The 20,633-nt window shown below is 44.2% G+C and carries 18 protein-coding genes; 13 read left to right on the forward strand and 5 right to left on the reverse strand.

Annotated features, from left to right (window positions below):
* Nucleotides 1-7: 7 nt before the first annotated feature.
* Nucleotides 8-1,141, forward strand: a complete 1,134-nt coding sequence (locus tag ACPD8L_RS09735) for an efflux RND transporter periplasmic adaptor subunit (RefSeq protein WP_423943162.1) — start codon at nucleotides 8-10, stop codon at nucleotides 1,139-1,141.
* 2 nt (nucleotides 1,142-1,143) lie between these two features.
* Here the strand turns inward: ACPD8L_RS09735 and ACPD8L_RS09740 are convergent, their stop codons facing one another.
* The gene (locus tag ACPD8L_RS09740) at nucleotides 1,144-1,965 is read right to left on the reverse strand and encodes a ZIP family metal transporter (protein WP_423943164.1); all 822 of its coding nucleotides are present in this window, start codon (nucleotides 1,963-1,965) and stop codon (nucleotides 1,144-1,146) included.
* Nucleotides 1,965-2,621 carry a metal-dependent transcriptional regulator gene (locus tag ACPD8L_RS09745; RefSeq protein WP_116216870.1) on the reverse strand — a complete coding sequence of 219 codons (657 nt, stop codon included), beginning with the start codon at nucleotides 2,619-2,621 and terminating at the stop codon, nucleotides 1,965-1,967. The genes ACPD8L_RS09740 and ACPD8L_RS09745 overlap by 1 nt, the downstream gene beginning before the upstream one ends.
* 79 nt (nucleotides 2,622-2,700) lie before the next feature.
* Here ACPD8L_RS09745 and ACPD8L_RS09750 point away from each other — a divergent pair, with 79 nt between their 5' ends.
* Nucleotides 2,701-4,971 (forward strand): TonB-dependent receptor, encoded by a 2,271-nt coding sequence (locus ACPD8L_RS09750; protein WP_423943166.1) that lies wholly within the window; start codon nucleotides 2,701-2,703, stop codon nucleotides 4,969-4,971.
* Nucleotides 4,972-5,059: 88 nt separating this feature from the next.
* Nucleotides 5,060-6,202, forward strand: coding sequence for a lycopene cyclase family protein (locus ACPD8L_RS09755; RefSeq protein ID WP_423943168.1), 1,143 nt, complete (start codon nucleotides 5,060-5,062; stop codon nucleotides 6,200-6,202).
* On the opposite strand, the gene ACPD8L_RS09760 is transcribed toward ACPD8L_RS09755, so the two are convergent.
* Nucleotides 6,199-7,182: a polyprenyl synthetase family protein gene (locus ACPD8L_RS09760; protein WP_423943170.1), complete on the reverse strand. Its 984-nt coding sequence runs from the start codon at nucleotides 7,180-7,182 to the stop codon at nucleotides 6,199-6,201. The genes ACPD8L_RS09755 and ACPD8L_RS09760 overlap by 4 nt on opposite strands.
* Before the next feature lie 178 nt (nucleotides 7,183-7,360).
* Between ACPD8L_RS09760 and ACPD8L_RS09765 the strand changes: the two genes are divergently transcribed.
* The 6 genes from ACPD8L_RS09765 to ACPD8L_RS09790 all read left to right on the forward strand — a co-directional run bounded on the left by ACPD8L_RS09765 (nucleotide 7,361) and on the right by ACPD8L_RS09790 (nucleotide 15,214).
* Nucleotides 7,361-7,906, forward strand: coding sequence for an RNA polymerase sigma factor (locus ACPD8L_RS09765; RefSeq protein WP_293303511.1), 546 nt, complete (start codon nucleotides 7,361-7,363; stop codon nucleotides 7,904-7,906).
* Between the two features lie 2 nt (nucleotides 7,907-7,908).
* A complete protein-coding gene (locus ACPD8L_RS09770) occupies nucleotides 7,909-8,337 on the forward strand; it encodes a hypothetical protein (RefSeq protein WP_116216865.1) in 429 nt (142 codons plus the stop codon).
* Between the two features lie 220 nt (nucleotides 8,338-8,557).
* The gene (locus tag ACPD8L_RS09775; RefSeq protein WP_116217626.1) at nucleotides 8,558-9,163 is read left to right on the forward strand and encodes a TetR/AcrR family transcriptional regulator; all 606 of its coding nucleotides are present in this window, start codon (nucleotides 8,558-8,560) and stop codon (nucleotides 9,161-9,163) included.
* Entirely contained in the window at nucleotides 9,164-10,495 is a 1,332-nt protein-coding gene (locus ACPD8L_RS09780) for a TolC family protein (protein WP_116216864.1), read from the forward strand. It abuts the gene before it with no gap.
* A 23-nt stretch (nucleotides 10,496-10,518) separates the two neighbouring features.
* Complete coding sequence (locus tag ACPD8L_RS09785; RefSeq protein WP_421810526.1) at nucleotides 10,519-11,694, forward strand: efflux RND transporter periplasmic adaptor subunit; 1,176 nt, start codon at nucleotides 10,519-10,521, stop codon at nucleotides 11,692-11,694.
* 10 nt (nucleotides 11,695-11,704) lie between these two features.
* Nucleotides 11,705-15,214 (forward strand): efflux RND transporter permease subunit, encoded by a 3,510-nt coding sequence (locus tag ACPD8L_RS09790; protein ID WP_116216862.1) that lies wholly within the window; start codon nucleotides 11,705-11,707, stop codon nucleotides 15,212-15,214.
* Nucleotides 15,215-15,269: 55 nt separating this feature from the next.
* Here the strand turns inward: ACPD8L_RS09790 and ACPD8L_RS09795 are convergent, their stop codons facing one another.
* Nucleotides 15,270-15,620 carry a toxin-antitoxin system YwqK family antitoxin gene (locus tag ACPD8L_RS09795; RefSeq protein ID WP_116216861.1) on the reverse strand — a complete coding sequence of 117 codons (351 nt, stop codon included), beginning with the start codon at nucleotides 15,618-15,620 and terminating at the stop codon, nucleotides 15,270-15,272.
* Between the two features lie 335 nt (nucleotides 15,621-15,955).
* On the opposite strand from ACPD8L_RS09795, the gene aspS reads away from it, so the two are divergent.
* The 4 genes from aspS (at nucleotide 15,956) to ACPD8L_RS09815 (ending at nucleotide 20,082) form a co-directional block, all read left to right on the forward strand.
* The gene (gene aspS, locus ACPD8L_RS09800; protein ID WP_423943174.1) at nucleotides 15,956-17,704 is read left to right on the forward strand and encodes an aspartate--tRNA ligase; all 1,749 of its coding nucleotides are present in this window, start codon (nucleotides 15,956-15,958) and stop codon (nucleotides 17,702-17,704) included.
* A 141-nt stretch (nucleotides 17,705-17,845) separates the two neighbouring features.
* Entirely contained in the window at nucleotides 17,846-19,546 is a 1,701-nt protein-coding gene (locus tag ACPD8L_RS09805; RefSeq protein ID WP_421810524.1) for a chloride channel protein, read from the forward strand.
* The gene (locus tag ACPD8L_RS09810) at nucleotides 19,543-19,806 is read left to right on the forward strand and encodes a hypothetical protein (protein ID WP_116216858.1); all 264 of its coding nucleotides are present in this window, start codon (nucleotides 19,543-19,545) and stop codon (nucleotides 19,804-19,806) included. Before ACPD8L_RS09805 ends, ACPD8L_RS09810 begins: the two co-directional genes overlap by 4 nt.
* A gap of 81 nt (nucleotides 19,807-19,887) precedes the next feature.
* Nucleotides 19,888-20,082: a cold-shock protein gene (locus ACPD8L_RS09815; RefSeq protein ID WP_116216857.1), complete on the forward strand. Its 195-nt coding sequence runs from the start codon at nucleotides 19,888-19,890 to the stop codon at nucleotides 20,080-20,082.
* Nucleotides 20,083-20,136: 54 nt separating this feature from the next.
* On the opposite strand, the gene ACPD8L_RS09820 is transcribed toward ACPD8L_RS09815, so the two are convergent.
* On the reverse strand, nucleotides 20,137-20,586 hold the full coding sequence (locus tag ACPD8L_RS09820) for a nucleoside deaminase (protein WP_116216856.1): 450 nt from the start codon (nucleotides 20,584-20,586) through the stop codon (nucleotides 20,137-20,139).
* Nucleotides 20,587-20,633: the final 47 nt, after the last annotated feature.

A 20,633-nucleotide genomic window follows, 5' to 3' on the forward strand; every position in this document is an offset into this window, starting at 1 on the left:
TAAGACCATGAAAAATATAAGCTTCATTTATGCCTCATTTTTAGCCCTGCTGATTGCAGGATGCGGCAATCAAAAAAGCAGTGAGACTTCCAACGAAGAATCGACCGAAACTTCCACCGTTATTGTAACCCAAGAGCAGTTCAATAGTAGTGGGTTTGCCTTGGGAAATATGCAGAAACAGACCTTTCCCAATATGGTGGAAACTTCAGGAATGATTGATGTCCCGCCCAAGAACAAAGCCATAATCACCGCATTTATGGGCGGTTTTGTAAAAAGAACCCCGTTGTTGGTAGGTGACCGGGTAAAAAAGGGACAACCTTTGGTTACTTTGGAGAGCCAGGAATTTGTAAAAATGCAACAGGAATATCTTGAGGTATTCAACCAACTTGATTTTTTAAAGGCTGAATACGACAGGAACAAGACGCTTTTTGAGGAAAAAATTGCTTCACAAAAGAACTATTTGGAAGCCAAGAGCAATTATGAAACCTTTTTGGCCAAATACGAAGGGCTTAAAAAGCAATTGCAGATGCTCAATATTTCCCCTAAAAATGTGGAACAGCGCATCATCACCCCGGAAGCGGTCATCTATTCCCCCATTGATGGGAGCATCACCAAAATGCACGTATCAACGGGAAGTTATGTCTCTCCTTCCATGGAAATCCTGGAAATTGTGGACAATGAGCACGTACATCTGGAGCTGACTGTTTTTGAAAAGGACATTTTGAAAATAAAAAAGGGACAGGAAATCCAATTTAAGATTCCTGAGGCTTCCGAGGAAACCTTTGGGGCCGAAGTATATTTGGTAGGGACTTCCATTGAGGATGCCCAACGAACAATCAAAGTCCATGGACATTTGGAAAAAGAGGATGGTGGTTTCCTTCCCGGAATGTTCGTTGACGCCAAAATCATGACCGATACCACCAAAGCCTGGGGTCTGCCTGAAGAGGCCGTTTTTAACGTGGAAGGTTCTTCCTATCTCCTAAAGTTGATATCCAAAGAAGGGGATGACCTTCAATTTGAACGTGTTGGGGTAACTTTAGGCGATAGCTATGCAGGCCATGTGGAGATAACTTCCCAAGAAAAGCTCAACGATAACGACCAATTTTTGGTGAAGGGGGTCTATGACCTGTTTGGGAACTAGTTTTAACCCAACCCAACATCCAAAGTCATCATAATGATAAATCCGCCGATAAAGCCCATTGTGGCGATATCGGTGTATTTATCCTGTTGGGTCTCTGGGATAACCTCCTCGACCACCACAAAGATCATCGCTCCAGCAGCAAAGGAAAGCGCATAGGGTAAAATTGGCTCAAAGGTTAAAACGGCCCAAGCTCCCAACACCCCTGCAATGGGCTCCACTATGGCGGATGCCTGTCCATACATCCAACTTTTTCGTCGGCTAAGACCGTGTCGGCGTAAGGGCATGGCCACCGCAAAACCTTCCGGGAAATTCTGCAGTCCAATTCCCAAAGCCAAGGCCACCGCACCTCCAATGGTAGCGCCATCAAAACCTGCGGCCACTCCACCAAAAAGTACCCCTACGGCCAAACCCTCTGGAATATTGTGCAAGGTTATGGCCAAGGTTAGCAAGGTGGTTCTGTGCCAAGGAGTTTTTACCCCTTCGGCCTCGCTCATCTTAAAATTGATGTGGAGGTGCGGCAAGATCTTATCCAAACCAAAAATGAATGCGGCCCCAAGTAGAAATCCAACAGCAGCGGGAATCACCTTTACAAAGCCTTCACCCTCGCTCATTTCAATGCCGGGCGCCAACAAACTCCAAAAACTGGCAGCAACCATAACTCCTCCCGTAAATCCCAACATCCCATCCAATACGGCACGGTTGGCATTTTTAAAAAAGAAAACCAAGCCTGCACCTAGGGCGGTCAGTCCCCAGGTGAACAAGGTGGCGTACAAAGCGGCCAAAATAGGGTCAATACTTTCAAAATAGGTAATTACTTGTTCCATTATTCGTTCTTTTTAACATAAAGATTGGATGCGATCTGATGTGAAATGCGCAGCTCCCTGCCTTCCATGGCTATATGCAATGATTGATCAAAATCCTCTTTTTCCAAAATTTGGATGGTATGGCCCAAAGCGATTTTATTCTTGTCCAAAAACTTTAAGAAGGGTGCCGAAGAATCCTTCACTCCAACGCATACTCCTTTGCCTCCGATGGGCATTTCACTTAAAAGTTGTTTGTCCCGCACCATGAACTTGCCATCTTTGCTTGGAATGGGATCACCATGGGGGTCAAACTTTGGAAACTCCAATAATTCATCAATCTTGTCTATGAGTTTTTCACTTTTGATATGCTCCAACTGCTCGGCCACCTCATGGACTTCATCCCAAGAAAAGTCCAATTTCTTCACCAAAAAAACTTCCCATAACCGATGCTTCCTGATGATGGAAAGTGCCGTTTTTGTTCCCTGATCCGTCAGCGAAACCCCTTGATACCTTTTGTAGTTCACCAGTCCCTTTTCCGCCAATTTCTTGGCCATGTCGGTGACCGATGAGGGTTTGGTCTCCATCTGTTCGGCAATGGCATTGGTGGTGATGGGGATAGAATCGCTACCTCCTAGATGAAAGATAATCTTGAGATAGTTCTCTTCGGAACGGGTCATGCAAAAAAATTTTTTCAAAAATACATTTTTATTTATCAAAACCTATTTTTAGATTTGTCTAAATTTAAATTTTAGTCCATTGAAAATAAATTTTACATTATTCTTTGTTTTTGTTGTATCGAGTCTTTTTACAACTGCATTTGCCCAAGAGGCTTCCATTTCAGGAAGGGTTACTGACAATGGAGAGCCACTTCCCTTGGTGAATATATTGTTAAAGGGGACCGAGATAGGTGCCGCAACGGATATAGATGGGCTATTTCAATTGACCCATATTGCCCCTGGAAACCATGTGCTGATAGTAACATCTTTGGGATATCAAACGTATCAAACCAAAATCAGCTTAACCGCTGGAGCAGACAAAACCATCAACATTCAACTGGAACCTTTAGCACAAAGTTTGGATGAAACGGTGGTAACGGGCACCCTTAAACCCGTTAGCCGACTGGAAAGCCCAGTTCCCGTAGAGGTCTACTCCCCTACTTTTTTTAAAAAGAACCCTACTGCCAGTGTTTTTGACGCGCTTCAAAATGTCAATGGGGTCCGTCCACAGATCAACTGTAACGTGTGCAATACGGGCGACATCCATATCAATGGACTGGAAGGTCCGTACACATTGGTTTTGATTGACGGTATGCCTATTGTAAGTGGTTTGGGAACCGTTTATGGCCTCACCGGCATCCCCAATTCCTTGATTGATCAGATAGAAATTGTAAAGGGTCCCGCCTCTTCCCTTTATGGTAGCGAAGCTGTAGGGGGATTGATCAACATCATCACCAAAAACGCCATCACGGCCCCAGAATTTTTTGCGGATGGCTTTGTAACCGGGTGGGGCGAATACAATCTGGATGTGGGTAGTAAAATCGAGGTGGGCAAAAAAGCCAATATGCTCCTTGGAATCAACTATTTTAATTATGATGTCCCGATAGACAACAACGGGGACAATTTTACCGACGTTACCCTTCAGGATCGGATTTCCATCTTTCAAAAATGGGATTTTGAACGGGATAATTCCCGAATCTTCTCTGTCGCTGGGAGATTTTTTTACGAAGATCGTTGGGGAGGGGAAATGCAGTGGACACCAGAATTTAGAGGGGGTGATGAAATTTATGGCGAAAGTATCTACACCCGTCGTTGGGAAATTTTAGGGAAATATCAACTGCCCATTGAAGAGAAAATGTTGCTCTCTTTATCGTACAACGACCATAACCAGAACTCGGTGTATGGCGACACACAATATTTGGCGGACCAACGCATCGGTTTTGCACAGCTTACTTGGGACAAATCGGCCGGAAGCCATGATCTTTTGTTCGGGAGTGCCCTCCGATACAACTATTATGATGACAATACTCCGGCAACTGCCGAAGCGGACAATATTTGGATTCCAAGTGTTTTTGCCCAAGATGAGATAAAACTTGCCCCAAAACACTCCTTCTTGGCAGGATTACGCTATGATTATGACAAACGACACGGCAACATTTTAACACCCCGCGCGGCCTACAAATGTAAAATTTCGGACAATGATATTTTCCGAATCAATGCGGGAACCGGATTTCGGGTGGTAAACCTATTTACCGAAGACCATGCCGCCCTGACCGGGGCCCGGGAGGTGATCATCACCGAAGAGCTGAAACCGGAGCGCTCCGTGAACGTCAACCTTAACTATTTGAAAAAAATCTACAGTGACAACGGCACTTTTGTAGGCATTGATGCCTCTGCATTTTACACCCATTTTTCGAACATCATTCTACCGGATTATGACACCAACCCCAATCAAATCATCTATGACAATCTGGATGGAAATTCGGTTTCCAAAGGAATCAGTGCCAATTTGGACGTAGTGTTTCCCAATGGCATCAAATTCTTGTTGGGAGCCACTTGGCAGGATGTCAGCAATACGGAAAATGGCATTACACAACAACAGATCCTTACCGAGAGCATTACGGGTACTTGGAACCTTTCATACACTTTTAGAATGTTGGATTTAAGTGTGGACTATACCGGAAACCTATATGGTCCCATGCGATTGCCCCTTTTGGGTGATTTGGACCCCAGACAGGAGTATTCCCCTACTTGGAGCATCCAGAACATTCAATTCACGTATAAGGGGTGGAACAATTTTGAGGTGTACGGCGGCATCAAAAACCTATTGGACTGGACCCCGAACAAAGGCAATCCATTTATCATTGCACGTACCAATGACCCATTTGACAAAAATGTGACTTTTGATGCCAATGGTAATGCCTTGGCCACTCCGGACAATCCATACGCCCTAACTTTTGACCCAAGTTACGTGTATGCCCCGAACCAAGGTATCCGTGGTTTCTTTGGAGTCAGATATACGGTTTTTTAAAAGATGATCTGTCACTAAAAACCATTTTCAATAGTTAGAAAATAAAATCCTTTCATACGACTGTCTTCCTTTCCGTATTTTTGGGACCATGTCCCAATACGACTACATCATCATAGGAGCGGGAGCTGCCGGAATTTTATTGGCCCATACCCTTGGGAAAGATGCTTTTTTTGCTTCCAAATCCATATTGGTGTTGGACAAGGATTCCAAGAATCGGAACGATCGTACCTGGTGTTTTTGGGAAAAAGGGCAAGGCGATTTTGACGATTTGGTCTGTAAAACATGGGACACCATCCATGTAGCGGGAAAGGAACTTCGTCTATCCACATCCATAGCTCCCTATACCTACAAAATGCTTCGGGGGATAGATTTTTATTCCAAATACCTTCCTGAAATAAAAAGTTGTCCCAATATCACATGGATTCAGGACGAGGTCACCCATATTCAGGAAAATGAAGAAGGGGCTTTGGTCCAGACGAAGGGAGACACTTTTTCCGGCAAAACGGTTTTTTCCAGTATAGTGGATTGGGATTCCGTTTCCCAACAAACTAAATTCCCGGTTTTACAACAACACTTTTTGGGATGGTTCATTACGACCAAAGAACCTGTTTTCAACCCAGAAGAAGCCACATTCATGGATTTTTCCGTTCCGCAAAAAGGCAATACCCGTTTTATGTACGTGCTTCCTAACTCAACTACGGAAGCTTTGGTGGAATACACCCTGTTCTCTGAACACCTTTTGGAGAAAAATGAATACGAAGAAGCCCTGAAAAAGTATCTTCAAGAAAAATACAACAGTACCGAGTTTATCATCTCAGAAACAGAGTTTGGTAGCATCCCCATGACTTGCTATCCGTTTCACAAGCATAATTCCAATACAGTATTCCACATCGGTATTGCAGGAGGATGGGCAAAGCCCAGCACTGGGTTTACGTTTTACAATACAAGTCGACAAATCAAGGCTTTGGTTACCCACCTAAAACAGGAAAAACCCTTGGACACATTCCATAAAAAGAGTCGGTTTGGGTTTTATGACTCACTCCTGTTGGACATTCTCTATCGGGAGAATCATTTGGGACAATCCATATTTGAATCGCTGTTTGCCAAGCGAAAAGCATCCTTGATCTTAAAGTTTTTGGGTAATGGCACCCATCTCGGCGAAGAACTGCAGATTGTGACGGCTCCTAAACCATGGCCTTTTCTAAAGGCATTGTTTCGAAGATTTTTTTAGACGGTTCGCTTCATCAAGTTCTCCCCAAACTTTCGCAGCAGCTGTTTGTTGGTTTCGGGGATTGTCAATTGTTCCAAAACCTCAAACGCTTTTCTCGTATAGGCCTCGATTTCCATTTGGGTCGCTTCCACGGCACCGCTCTCCGTAAAAATGTGCTTTACCGCCTCGACTTTTGCCGCGGAGTCTTTCGGTTTGATGGAATAGAGGTGCAAGAGACTTTCCCGGTCTTCCTTGGTGGACTTTTCAAGTGATTTCAGGTACAAAAAAGTCTTTTTATTTTCCATGATATCGCCTCCCACCTGTTTCCCAAAGGTCTTGGGATCCCCAAAAGCATCCAGGTAATCGTCTTGAAGTTGAAAGGCAATCCCCAGATTTCTCCCAAACTCATACATGGCCTCGGCATCCTGATCGGATGCATGGGCAATGAGGGCGCCCATCTGCATGGCAGCAGCCACCAAAACCGAAGTTTTGTACTCGATCATCTTCAGGTATTCCGGAATGGTGACATCATCCCGGGTCTCAAAATCCACATCGTATTGTTGTCCTTCACAAACTTCAATGGCTGTCTTGCTAAAAAGCGCCGTGAGTTTTTTGAAGATCTCAGATGGATAACCTTCAAAAAACTGGTAGGACAGAATCAACATGGCATCCCCGGAAAGGATTCCCGTATTCAAATCCCATTTTTCGTGTACGGTTGCTTTTCCCCTCCGCAATGGGGCATCATCCATAATATCATCATGAACCAAGGAAAAGTTATGGAACATTTCTATGGCCAGGGCTGCATCCATGGCATCCTTTGCCTTTCCCCCAAAAACCTCGGCGGTCATTAGGGTAAGTATGGGCCGTAACCGTTTACCCCCCAAACCCAAAATATAATGTACGGGTTCGTACAGGTTCTTGGGTTCGGTCATTTGGGTTCTTGCCTTAAGATGCGTAACAAACTGTTCCCTATACTGACTAATGATATCGATATCTGACATGGAGCCAAAAATACGTGCAAAAAAACAAAAAACAACGGGTCAAGCAGCGGAATACTTTGACGGCTATCTCCATTGAAAATCCTGTGATCGTTCCATTTATCAAAAAAATCGCCCGAAAAATGCAATAGATTTGAAAAGCTTCGTCTTAACAGATAAAGCAAGCAATCCGTTTTTTTAAATGGCCGGCAAAACAGAGAACCGCAACAACCTGACCACTTTTTTCAATGAGGAATACCACTCATTGCGAATGTACGTGCAGTCCAAAATCCGAAATACATCGGAACGGGATGCCGAGGACATTGTCCAGGATGTGGCGCTCCGTATTTATTCGCGGGCCGATGACCTGAACCCCATAAACAACATTGGGGGATTTGTTTACAGCGCCATTCGCAATAGGATCATTGATATTATGCGAGGAAGAAAAGAGCATAAATATCCCTCGGAGGAAATTGACAAGCAGTGGCAGGATTTTGCAGAGGCCTTTTATGGCGATGCGGACAATTCCTACTCACCTGCATTGGAAGAGGAATTGAAAAAAGCCGTGGCAGCGTTGAAACCCGCTTACCGGGATATCATCATTGCCATTGACTTTGAAGGGTACACCTACAAAGAGATCGCGGAAAGGACCGGCATCCCAACCGGAACGCTCATGTCGCGAAGACACCGGGCCATGTCCGTATTATTGAATAATCTGGAAAATAGTAAAGAATTTAAAAGTATATAGTCATGGAATATAAAGAAGACATTGAAAAAAGTGTGGAAAGTAAAGTGGAATACTATGTGAAAAAAGTATTCAAGGTGATCGCAATGGTCATTTTGGGTATCCTTTTTCTCCTATTGGCCAATTATGTGTTGATGTGGTTATGGAACTGGTTGATGCCGGACATCTTTGGGCTGCCCACCGTAACCTACTGGCAAGCCCTGGGCATCTTTGTCCTGGCCAAACTCATTTTTGGCTTTGGCTTTGGGGACGATAAGGGTGGAAAAAAATCCCATCGGAAGAAAAAACATGGCTTCTCCAAAAAAAGATGTGGCTCGCTCAGGCGCGATTTCGACGAATGGAAACACTATGACCAATTCTGGAAAGAAGAAGGAGAAACCGCTTTTAAAGCATATGTGGAACGAATCAAAAACGAAAATCATGATACCGAGTAAAAAGAACTTTATCCAAGAACGTTACAAACGTCAATACAAATCCTTTTTCTGGACTTTACGATCTAAATCTCCCTCCCAGTCCAAAAGAGACACCCTATTTCGTCAACACATAGTTGGTTGGTCCCATTAAAGATCAACCTTTAAGTGCTCGTTAAAAAAATGTAAAACCTTGGAAACTTTTTTTGTTTTTAAAGTTTCCATTCCTACTTTTGCCCCCATTATGAGGGAAAAGATTATACAGAAGGCGACGGAACTTTTCATAAATCTGGGGTTTAAGAGTGTGACCATGGATGATTTGGCCAACGAGATGGGGATATCCAAAAAGACCATTTACTCCCATTTCAGAAACAAAAGCGAACTGGTTGAAGAGACCACAATGACCATGTGCGACTTTATAACCTGTGGCATAGACAACATTGTTTGTCTGCAAAAGAACCCCATTGAAGAACTCTATGAGATCAAAAAGTTTGTCATGGTGAATTTAAAGAACGAGAAAACCTCTCCCCTGTACCAACTGCAAAAATATTATCCCAAGATACATGGGTCCCTAAAGGAAAAGCAATACGAATCCATGCATGGCTGTGTACTGGAAAATGTAAAGCGGGGAATGGAAATGGAAATCTACAGGAGCAACCTTAATGTGGAATTTGTATCCAGAATCTATTTTTCAGGGGTCATGAGCTTAAAGGATGAAAACCTGTTTCCTTCCCAGATTTTTTCCAAACCTGATGTCTTGGACCAATATCTGGAATACCATCTAAGGGGCATCGTCACCCCTAAAGGACGAAAAATCTTAAACTCAATCATCAATTCAAACCAAGAATAAATGCGAACAACCTTAATCAGTTTACTACTATTGCTCCCATGGCTTTCCTCAGCGCAGGATACCATTCCCAGATTCAATCTGGAGGGGGCCATCCAATATGCCTTGGAACATAATTATAGTTCATTGAATGCAACTAGGGACCTGGACGATGCCCAGAAACAGAAATGGGAGACCATTGCCAGCGGTCTTCCCCAGATTTCAGGGGCCGTTAGTTATCAAAACCAATTGATACAACCTGTATCCCAGATTCCTGCCGAGTTTTTTGGCGGTGAACCGGGTACTTATCAGGAAGTGGTCTTTGGCCAGCCCCAATCCATGTCAGCTTCAGCAACACTAAAACAACAGATCTTTGATGGATCTTATATTGTTGGTGTACAGGCCACCAAAACCTTTTTGGACTACAGTCAAAACAACAAGGAGAAAACGGATTTGGACGTAAGAAAGGCGGTAGTGGAAGCCTATGGCAATGTGCTTTTGGCCAAGGAAAGTGTCCTCATCTCCGAAAATAACAAGGCTACTTTGGAGAAAAACCTGTACGAAACCAAACGGGTTTATGAGAATGGCCTGGGCGATGAGGAAAGCGTAGATCAATTGCAGATTACCCTTTCTTCGGTGGACAATCAGTTGAAAAACGCCAAACGATTGGAGATTATCACCCTCCAGATGTTGAACCTGGTTTTGGGGCTGCCCATTGAGACCCAAACGGTGTTGACCGAGAACTTGGACGACCTTACCCAAGAACAAATAGATTTGGGACTGTTGGACACCGAATTCAACATAGAGAACAACGTGGATTACAAACTGGCCACAAACCTCAACGAGCAACGTTACTTTGAGCTGAAATTGGCCAAGAGCAGGGCATTGCCCACCCTTAATGCTTTTGTAAGCTATGGCGGGAATTCCTTTAGTGACCGTTTCAACTTTTTAAGCAGCGGGCAACCATGGTTTGAATCATCCATTCTGGGTGTTGATCTCAACATTCCCATTTTCAGTTCTTTGGGAAGAAGCGCTTCCACACAACGGGCCAAAATTGCCTTGGAGAAGGCTAAAACCCAATTGACCGAGGCCGAAGAACAAATCTGGCTTCAATTGGAAAATGCCAAAAGCAATTACATACTGGCCATTGAGGAATATGGAACCTCCAAGCAAAACTTGGAGCTGGCCGAACGCATTGAAAACAAAAACCAAATAAAATATTCTGAAGGTTTGGCCACCAGCTTTGAGCTAAGACAGGCACAGACCCAATTATATACCAGTCAACAGGAATACTTGCAGTCCATGGTGGATGTGATCAACAAGAAAACCGAACTGGAAACCATCATAAATCAATAAACAAAAGAGAAAACCGTACCATCATGAAAAAAGCAATATATATAGCATTTATAACAGCAACTTTGGCTTCTTGCGGAGGTAGCAGTAAAAACTCGGTGGAGAGCGTTATAGAAAGTAACAATCTCGAGGCCATTAGGGCCAAGCATTCCGAGATTTCGCAGCAGCACAAGGCCTTGGAGATAGAACTAAAAACCTTGGACTCTGCCATTGCACAATTGGATGACAATGCCAAACTTCCATTGGTGACCACCTTTGAGGTAAACCCTGAGAAGTTTGTCCACTATTTGGAACTACAAGGTGATGTGACCACCAAGCAGAATGTGCTCATCTATCCAGAAATGGCCGGGACACTTTACCGCGTATACGTCAAGGAAGGACAAAAAGTGGCCAAAGGCCAAGTATTGGCTTCCATTGACGACGGTGGACTTTCCAGCCAATTGGCACAGGCAAAGACCCAGGCCGAACTCAGTAGAACCACTTTTGAGCGTCAGAAAAGGCTTTGGGAGCAAAACATTGGCTCCGAAATCCAATATTTGCAGGCCAAAACCACTTACGAAGCACAACAAAGTGCCGTAAAGCAATTGGAAAGCCAAGTGGGCAAATCCACTATCCGTGCGCCTTTTGCCGGTATCATAGACGATGTGATCAAAGATCAGGGTACCGTGGTAAGTCCTGGACCAGGTTCTGAGGTGTTCCGAATCGTAAACCTTTCCAACATGTACATTAAGGTAGAGGTACCTGAAAGTCACCTGCCCAACGTTACCCCAGGAAAAGATGTTCGCGTGTATTTCCCTGTATTGGGAGACAGTGTAATCACCAAAATTCGTCAGACCGGGAATTTCATCAACCCCAGCAACAGGTCGTTCACTGCGGAAATCCCTGTGCCAAGCCATGATGGAAAGGTAAAGCCCAACCTAACGGCAAAAGTGATGATCAATGATTACACCAGTGAAAATGCCATTCTTATCCCTCAAAGCATTGTCTCTGAAAATGCCGATGGGGAGCAATATGTGTTCTTGGTGGATGCCGATTCCATATCATCCGACCCTGTGGCCAAAAAAGTGGTCATTGAAACCGGCAAGACCCAAGGAGATTATGTAGAGGTACTATCTGGCATCAATAGTGGTGATGGCATCATAGACGAAGGGGCCCGTAGTGTAAAAGAAGGGCAAAAAGTAAAAATTAAGAACAATATATAGCCAGCCAGTTATGAGCAAACAAAAGAAAAGCGTAGATAAGGAATTTAGGCTGTCCTCATGGGCTATCGACAATAAAACGACCATGTATGTGCTGATAGCCGTTATCCTTTTTCTAGGAGCATCGGCCTATTTCAGTATGCCTAGGGAAAGTTTTCCCGAAATCAAGGAAACCAAGATCTATATCAGTTCCCTCTATCCCGGAAATACTGCCGAGGATATTGAAAAATTGATTACCGACCCACTTGAGGATGAATTGAAAACCGTGAGTAATGTTGTGGAGATCACCTCTACCTCCCAGGAAGATTATTCCATGATCATTGTGGAGTTTGATGAGAACATTTCCGTTGAAGGTGCCCTGCAAAAAGTAAAGGATGAGGTAGATTCAAAAACTGCGGGAGAAGATTGGCCCACATTCAACGGAGCCAAGGTAGAACCCAATGTTTTTGACCTGAGTCTATCCGAAGAGATGCCCATCCTGAACATCAACATTTCAGGGGACTACCCTGTGGACAAGCTCAAGGAGTACGGCGAGTACCTTGAAGATGAAATTGAAGGCCTACTCGAAATAAAACAAGTGGACATTCGTGGTGCGCAAGAGAAAGAAGTGGAAGTGGCCGTGGACATCTATAAAATGATGGCCGCCAAAGTGAGCTTCAACGACATCATCAATACCATCAGCAATGAGAACATGACCACCTCTGCGGGCAACCTCATTACCAGTGGGCAGCGTAGGACTATCCGTATTGTGGGTGAGATAGACAGGCCCAATGAACTGGAAAATTTTGTGGTGAAATCGGAAAATGGCAACCCCATTTATCTTAGGGATATTGCCAAGGTCACCTTCAAGGAAGAGGATAAGACCACGTATGCCCGTGAATATGGCGCTCCCGTGGTAATGTTGGACGTTAAAAAACGTGCTGGAAAGAATATGGTGGCCGCGGCCGAACAAATTCAGGTCATTGTGGACGATGCCGTCAAAAATGTATTCCCACAGGATTTAAAAGTGACCATTGCCAATGATCAATCTTCCAAGACCATAGGTCAGGTAGATGATTTGGTGAACAACATCATCTTCGGTATCATCTTGGTGGTAACCGTATTGATGTTCTTCTTGGGCTTCAAAAATGCACTATTTGTTGGTTTCGCCATCCCCATGTCCATGTTCATGTCCCTAATGATCCTGAACACCTTGGGCTATACCATGAACACCATGATTCTCTTTGGATTGATCATGGGACTGGGTATGTTGGTGGACAACGGTATTGTAGTAGTGGAAAACGTATACCGCCTTATGGACGAAGAGGGCATGTCGCGTATTGAAGCGGCAAAAAAGGGTATCGGAGAGATTGCATTCCCCATCATCATTTCCACCTTGACCACCGTGGCGGCCTTTGTACCCCTTGGATTATGGCCTGGAGTCATGGGGCAGTTTATGATCTATTTCCCGGTTACCCTATCCGTGGTATTGGGATCATCCCTCTTTGTGGCTATCTTCTTCAACTCCGTACTCGTGTCGCGATACATGACAACGGAGGACAAGAGTATGCCGCTAAAGCAGATTATTCGTATCACATCCATCATCTCCGTAATCGGACTTTTGATCATTCTGTTTGGAGGTGCTTATAGGGCTTTGGGGTCCTTAATGGTATTGACCGCTATAATGCTATGGATCTATAGACTCTTTTTGAGAAATTGGGCCAATGGGTTCCAAAACAAGGTATTGCCCAGATGGGAACGATTTTATGAGCGGACTTTACGTTACACCTTATCAGGTAGAAAACCCATCTTTATTGCCATCGGGACTTTTGTTCTCCTTTTGATTGCCTTTATGGGCTTTGGAGCCTCGGTGGGAAGCCAAAGGACCAAAGTGGAATTCTTCCCGGACAACACCCCCAACCAGATTATCGTATACATTGAGTATCCGGAAGGGACCGATATAAAAAAGACCAATACCATCACCAAGGATATTGAGCAACGGGTATTTGACATTGTCAATGCAGATGCCTATACGCATGGCGATTACAATTTCTTGGTAGAAAGCGGGGTCTCCCAAGTGGGTGAGGGTGCAGGAAATCCACAAACCGATGGAGGTTCATCCGCAGAGATGCCCCACCGTGGAAAAATAACCGCCACCATGCGGGAATACAAGTTTAGGGAAGGGGCTGACAGTAATGATCTTTTAAGAAAAGTTCAAGAGGCCTTGAAAGATGTATATCCCGGAGTAGCCATTTCGGTAGAGAAAGATGCCGTTGGTCCGCCAGCAGGGTATCCCATCAACATAGAATTGGAAGGTGATGATTATTCAGAATTGATCGTTGCCGCAGAGCAGATGCGGAATTTCATCAATACGAGGAACATTCCGGGTATTGATGAGCTCAAAATCGATGTGAACAAATCCAAACCCTCCATGTTGGTTGCCGTGGACCGCAAAAAGGCCGGTGAATTGGGTGTTGCCACAGGACAAGTGGGGCAACAGCTCCGTAACTCCATCTTTGGAGCCAAAGCCGGAATCTACAAGGAGGATGGTGAGGATTACGACATCTATGTACGTTTCAATGAGGAGAACAGATACAATACCAGCGCCATCTTTAACCAACGCATTACATTTAGGGATGCGTCTTCAGGACAGATAAAGGAAGTTCCAGTATCCGCTGTGGCCAAACAGGTGAACAGTACTGGTTTTAGTGCCATCAAGCACCGGGACACCAGACGTGTGGTTACTGTCTACTCTGCTTTAGCCCCCGGTTTTACGGATGCTGGTGCTATTGTAAATAAGATTCAGGAAGAGATGAACGATTTTGATGGGCTGCCATCGGATATCAAAGTCGACTATACTGGTCAGATTGAGGAGCAAAACAAGCAAATGGCCTTTTTAATGGGCGCTTTCTTTACAGGACTTGGTCTGATTTTCTTCATTTTGATCTTCCAGTTCAACTCGGTTTCCAAGCCTGGTATCATCATGCTCGCCATTTTCTTGAGTTTAATCGGGGTATTTGGAGGTATCGTCGCTACTGGAAGTGCTTTTGTGATCATGATGACCATGATGGGTATTATCTCATTGGCGGGAATTGTGGTGAACAACGGTGTGGTACTCTTGGATTATACCCAACTCCTTATCGATAGGAAGAAAGTAGCTTTGGATCTGGACGAGGAAGACCTTTTGGAACCCGAAGACTTTAAAGAAGCCGTGGTCAAAGGAGGTAAGGCAAGGTTGCGCCCTGTACTCCTTACGGCCATCACCACCATTTTGGGGTTGATTCCATTGGCAACCGGGTTCAACATCAACTTCTTTACCTTGATGAGCGAGTTTAACCCCTACATATACTTTGGGGGAGACAACGTAATCTTCTGGGGACCTTTGGCCTGGACAGTGATCTATGGTCTGTTGGTAGCCACCTTCTTGACCCTGATCGTGGTTCCCATCCTATTTACTTTGGTATACCGTATTAAACTGCGAATCCATAGAAACCAAAAAAGAAGGGAACAAAAGAAAAAAGAACAATTGGATATGGCCGCCTAGGTCACAAAAAAAGCCCCTGCCAATGGCAGGGGCTTTTTAATTAAATTGTTTTACATTACTTGTCAATCGATACGATTTCAGATTGGTTCCAGTTTTTTACACTGGCAATCCTATTGTCGCTGAAATCCACTTCCCTCAACAAATCGCCTTCCCAGAAAAACCATTTTCCAGTTCTCTGTCCATTAATATACGCCCCGGAAGCCATTTTCTTGCCTTCCGCGTTGTACATCAACCATTGACCGTGTAATTTTCCGTTCAGATAATAGCCGGTTTGGGCCATTTCTCCGTTTTCATGAAAATATGTTGCTTTTACCATTTTTCCCACTTTCTCAAAAGTCGGTTGGGTATCTTGCGGATACATATAAACCGAAAACATCACCGCCATAAAAAATATTGCTTTCTTCATAATACATTGGGATTTAAAATCTTGAACTACTTGTACTAACGCTATAAATTTATTTAAATTTTACATTAAATAAAGATTTACGTAACAATAAATTTACATTAAATTCATATTTAACTGAAATATAGATAGTTAACTTTTTAGTAAAATTGCATTTTATCCCGTTTATCGGTAAAAAAAGCACCCTTTTTGAATCAAACCTTTACGCTGGCCTATGATTGGATCGAGGTCAAAAGCTCTTTTATCAAAATCCTATGCCGATCAGGAAGGAGAAAATCCATATATCTAGCAATAAATTTTGGCATTCCTATTAAATTTGCCGTCTCATAACAAACATCATGTACAGAAGTAATACCTGCGGTGCATTAAGGGCATCACATATCGGTTCGGAAGTAGTTTTAAGTGGTTGGGTACACAAACTCCGTGACAAGGGTTTTGTGGTTTGGGTAGACCTTCGCGATCGCTACGGCATTACCCAATTGGTGTTTGATGAAGACCGCACCCCCAAAGAGCTTTTGGAACAAGCCAGGGAATTGGGTCGTGAAACGGTGATTCAGGTCAAGGGAGAGGTCATTGAACGGGCCTCAAAAAACCCAAATATCCCAACTGGGGAAATCGAGGTATTGGTCAAGGAACTTACCATTCTCAACAAATCCCTCCTGCCCCCCTTTACCATTGAGGATGAAACGGATGGCGGAGAGGACATCCGCATGAAATACCGTTACTTGGATATCCGAAGGAATCCGGTAAAGAACAAGCTTATTTTTAGGCACAAAGTAAGCATGGAAGTCCGAAAATACCTTTCGGAACAAGGATTCATCGATGTGGAGACCCCCTATTTGATCAAGTCTACCCCAGAAGGCGCGCGCGACTTTTTGGTCCCTAGCCGAATGAATGAAGGTCAGTTCTACGCCCTGCCCCAATCCCCACAGACGTTTAAGCAGTTGTTGATGGTCGGTGGGCTGGACAAGTATTTTCAAATTGTAAAATGCTTTAGGGATGAAGACCTACGGGCAGACAGACAACCCGAATTCACCCAGATAGATTGCGAAATGGCCTTTGTGGAACAAGAGGACATCCTGAATACCTTTGAAGGCCTTACCAAGCATTTGCTCAAGGAAATAAAAGGAGTGGAAATCGATGAATTTCCAAGAATGACTTTTGATGATGCCATGCGCCTGTATGGTAACGACAAGCCCGATATCCGTTTTGGAATGCAGTTTGGGGAACTGAACGCCGTGGCCCAACATAAGGAGTTCAACGTCTTTAACTCTGCCGAGCTGGTTGTGGGCATCGCTGTTCCCGGAGCAGCAAGCTATACCCGAAAAGAAATAGACGCCCTTATCGATTGGGTTAAACGCCCCCAAGTGGGTGCCAAGGGGATGGTCTACGTAAAATGCAACGAGGACAGTTCCTACAAATCATCCGTGGATAAGTTTTATGACCAAGATGATTTGGCCCAATGGGCCGAAGTCACTGGCGCAAAACCGGGCGACCTTATTTGTGTTCTTTCCGGGAACACCAACGAAACCCGTGCACAGCTCAGCGCCCTTAGAATGGAGTTGGCCGAAAGGCTCGGTCTAAGAAAACCGGATGAGTTCGCTCCTCTATGGGTCGTGGATTTTCCCTTGTTGGAACTGGATGAGGAAACCGGCACCTATCATGCCATGCACCACCCCTTCACCTCACCAAAACCCGGTCAATTGGAATTGTTGGACACCGACCCGGGAGCTGTCAAGGCCAATGCCTATGATTTGGTGTTGAACGGCAATGAAATTGGCGGTGGATCTATCCGTATCCACGATAAACAAGTACAGGCAACCATGTTCAAGCATCTAGGGTTTACCCCTGAAGAGGCCAAGGCCCAGTTCGGGTTTTTAATGGATGCCTTCCAATACGGTGCCCCGCCCCATGGTGGAATTGCATTTGGTTTGGACCGATTGGTGGCCATTTTAGGTGGACAGGAGACCATTCGCGACTTTATCGCTTTCCCAAAAAACAATAGCGGTAGGGATGTTATGATAGATGCTCCGGCGAGCATTGATGATGAGCAACTTAAAGAACTCCATTTAAAGTTGGATCTTTAAAACACAATCCCGCTTAAGCGGGATTTTTTAATACATTTAGGTAGTTTCATCAACCTCATGTCCAACCGAACAAAAAAAATATTCACGAAGTTTTTGAAATGGAGGTATAAAAATATCTCCAACAAAACTTTTGTGCACCTCATGAGTCTGGTAGTGGGTTTTTTGGCCGGGTTGGTGGCCGTTACCTTAAAAAACTTCACCTATTTTATCGAGTCCCTCCTTAAAATGGGAATCGTTTTTTCAGAAAATCAGCTCTACTTCATCCTACCCACCATTGGGTTGACGTTTGTGTATCTCTACGTAAAGTTTGTACACAAAAAGCCGATTCAGCATGCCGTGTCATCCATCATTTTCTCCCTTTCCAAAAAAGGCGGACTCCTATCGACCAAGGATATTTACGCCCCACTGATCACAGCTCCACTTACTGTAGGGTTTGGAGGGTCCGTGGGACTTTTGGGGCCAGCAGTCAAGTCCGGTTCGGCCATAAGTTCCAACCTTAGTCGTCTGTTTCATATTGATGCCAAGACCCGGTCCTTATTGGTTGCCTGTGCTTCGGCAGGGGCCATTTCATCCATCTTCCAATCCCCTATTGCCGCCATCATCTTTGCCGTGGAGGTATTCACACTGGATTTGACCATGATGTCCATGCTACCCCTACTTTTGGCATCAATTTCTGGAGTGCTCACCTCCTATTTCTTTTTGGGAAACGAAGTGCTTTTTAGTTTTTCCCTTACAGAAGGATTTGAATTGAAGGATACCCCATTTTATGTATTGTTGGGCGTGGGTACCGCCTTCGCCTCGATATATTTTACCAAGATGTACTTTTCCATACTCACCTTTTTCAAACGGTTCAAAAGCCCCAAGTACAAACTTTTGGTAGGCGGTATTGCCATAGGAATTATGCTTTATGCCATCCCTCCACTCTACGGAGAAGGTTTTGGTTTCATCAATAATTTATTGGATGGGGACCATTTAAAGGCTTTGGGAAAAACCCCGTTCGATGCTTATACGGATAACATTTGGGTAGTGATTGCCCTTTTGTTCGGCATTACCATTTTTAAGGCCATAGCCATGACCACGACCTTTGCCGCTGGTGGTGCCGGTGGAATCTTTATTCCCACCATGGTTATGGGAAGCGCGTTGGGCAATGTAGTGGCCAAGATCATCAACCATCTGGGGCTCGGATTTTCGGTATCGGAGAGCAACTTCACCCTGATCGGCATGGCCGGTTTGATCGCTGGGGTTATCCATGCGCCTTTGACCGCTATCTTCTTGATTGCTGAAATCACTGGAGGTTATGAACTCTTTGTTCCCTTGATGATTACGGCTTCCATCTCCTATCTCACCACCAAAAATGCGTTGGACTATACCATTTACACCAAAGAACTGGCAAAAATTGGCGCCGTACTATCCCACAATAAGGACCAAATGGTCTTGGGACTTATGGAAATGGACGATGTAATCGAGAAAAATTTCAAATCGGTACATCCAGAAATGTCCTTGGGGGATATGTTGCACGAATCCGTTTCCAAATCCAAAAGGAACATTTTCCCGGTGCTGGACGATGATAAAAAATTGATGGGCATCATTGTGTTGGATGATATTCGCCAATTTATGTTTGATCGAGATCTTTATGAAACCGTTCATGTAAAGAATTTAATGCATGCCCCTCCCGAGCATATCTTTTATGGAAAGGATACCATGAAACAGGTCATGAAAAAGTTTCAGGACAGTGGGGCCTGGAACCTTCCCGTTATCAAGGATGGTACATACGAAGGTTTTATTTCAAAATCGAAATTATTGACGGCCTATCGCCGAAAACTCATCAATTACACCCAATGAAATTCAAGCTCAAATATATCATTGTCCTTATCGTTCTGGCTTCCATTTCCTCCATCATATTTGGCTTTTCCATTGAAGAGGAACAACCTTCCACTGCCCACAAATATATCGGTTTGGGTACCATAGGACTGTTTTTGGTGGCCATGCCCCTTTTCCTGTTCAAGGAGAGCAAGGGCAAGAACATGAAAGACTACATGCTCACCAAGGACAACATAAAAAAAATGCAGGATCAAGAGCGCAAAAACACTGGAAAAGAATAATCTCATCAAGATTTAATGGTTATTTTACCTGATTAGACGTAAAATATCCTACATTCGTGCTTTAACATTTATTTTTTTTTAATGACCGGTACAGTAAAATTTTTTAATGGATCCAAAGGTTATGGGTTCATTACCAACGACGACACAGGAAAGGACATCTTTGTTCATGTTACAGCATTGAACGGGGTGGAATTGAACGAAGGCGACAAAGTAGAATACCAAGAAGAAGAAGGAAGAAAAGGAAGGGTTGCTGCACAAGTGCAAGTAATCGGATAATTATATTTTATTTTGAAAAATTTCGAAGCCCTGGCCCATGCCGGGGCTTTTACTTTAGTTGAGGTTTCTTCTTTGGATAAAAAAACGTTTCAGTAATTCCGAAGCCTCGTTTTCCATAATTCCACTGACCACTTCCGTTTTGGGGTGCAGATGGCCTCCCATGACATTGAATCCTCGCTCCAAATCGGCCGCCCCATAGACAATCTTTGAAATTTGGCTCCAATATAGTGCCCCAGCACACATTTGGCACGGTTCCAAGGTCACATAGAGTGTGCAACCATGCAGATACTTACCGCCAAGAAAATTTGATGCCGCTGTTATGGCCTGCATCTCGGCATGGGCCGTTACATCCTTCAATCGCTCCGTGAGGTTATGGGCACGTCCAATAATCCGGTTGTCCACTACTACGATGGCCCCCACGGGAACTTCACCCATTTCATAGGCCATTTCGGCCTCTTGTAGGGCTTTTTTCATAAAATAGGTGTCGTCAAACGGGTTCTCCACAATTTTTATTGAAACTTTTCATCAAAAGGCTAAGCTAAGCATAAAAT

Source organism: Flagellimonas algicida, assembly GCF_049629585.1.
In the GTDB taxonomy this organism is placed as follows: Bacteria; Bacteroidota; Bacteroidia; order Flavobacteriales; family Flavobacteriaceae; genus Flagellimonas.

Bases quoted from the DNA above. Each gene is read 5' to 3' on its own strand.
- ACPD8L_RS09735 (WP_423943162.1), top strand. From the start codon at position 8: ATGAAAAATATAAGCTTCATTTATGCCTCATTTTTAGCCCTGCTGATT.
- ACPD8L_RS09740 (WP_423943164.1), bottom strand. From the start codon at position 1,965: ATGGAACAAGTAATTACCTATTTTGAAAGTATTGACCCTATTTTGGCC.
- ACPD8L_RS09745 (WP_116216870.1), bottom strand. From the start codon at position 2,621: ATGACCCGTTCCGAAGAGAACTATCTCAAGATTATCTTTCATCTAGGA.
- ACPD8L_RS09755 (WP_423943168.1), top strand. From the start codon at position 5,060: ATGTCCCAATACGACTACATCATCATAGGAGCGGGAGCTGCCGGAATT.
- ACPD8L_RS09760 (WP_423943170.1), bottom strand. From the start codon at position 7,182: ATGTCAGATATCGATATCATTAGTCAGTATAGGGAACAGTTTGTTACG.
- ACPD8L_RS09765 (WP_293303511.1), top strand. From the start codon at position 7,361: ATGGCCGGCAAAACAGAGAACCGCAACAACCTGACCACTTTTTTCAAT.
- ACPD8L_RS09770 (WP_116216865.1), top strand. From the start codon at position 7,909: ATGGAATATAAAGAAGACATTGAAAAAAGTGTGGAAAGTAAAGTGGAA.
- ACPD8L_RS09775 (WP_116217626.1), top strand. From the start codon at position 8,558: ATGAGGGAAAAGATTATACAGAAGGCGACGGAACTTTTCATAAATCTG.
- ACPD8L_RS09780 (WP_116216864.1), top strand. From the start codon at position 9,164: ATGCGAACAACCTTAATCAGTTTACTACTATTGCTCCCATGGCTTTCC.
- ACPD8L_RS09785 (WP_421810526.1), top strand. From the start codon at position 10,519: ATGAAAAAAGCAATATATATAGCATTTATAACAGCAACTTTGGCTTCT.
- ACPD8L_RS09790 (WP_116216862.1), top strand. From the start codon at position 11,705: ATGAGCAAACAAAAGAAAAGCGTAGATAAGGAATTTAGGCTGTCCTCA.
- ACPD8L_RS09795 (WP_116216861.1), bottom strand. From the start codon at position 15,620: ATGAAGAAAGCAATATTTTTTATGGCGGTGATGTTTTCGGTTTATATG.
- aspS (WP_423943174.1), top strand. From the start codon at position 15,956: ATGTACAGAAGTAATACCTGCGGTGCATTAAGGGCATCACATATCGGT.
- ACPD8L_RS09805 (WP_421810524.1), top strand. From the start codon at position 17,846: ATGAGTCTGGTAGTGGGTTTTTTGGCCGGGTTGGTGGCCGTTACCTTA.
- ACPD8L_RS09810 (WP_116216858.1), top strand. From the start codon at position 19,543: ATGAAATTCAAGCTCAAATATATCATTGTCCTTATCGTTCTGGCTTCC.
- ACPD8L_RS09815 (WP_116216857.1), top strand. From the start codon at position 19,888: ATGACCGGTACAGTAAAATTTTTTAATGGATCCAAAGGTTATGGGTTC.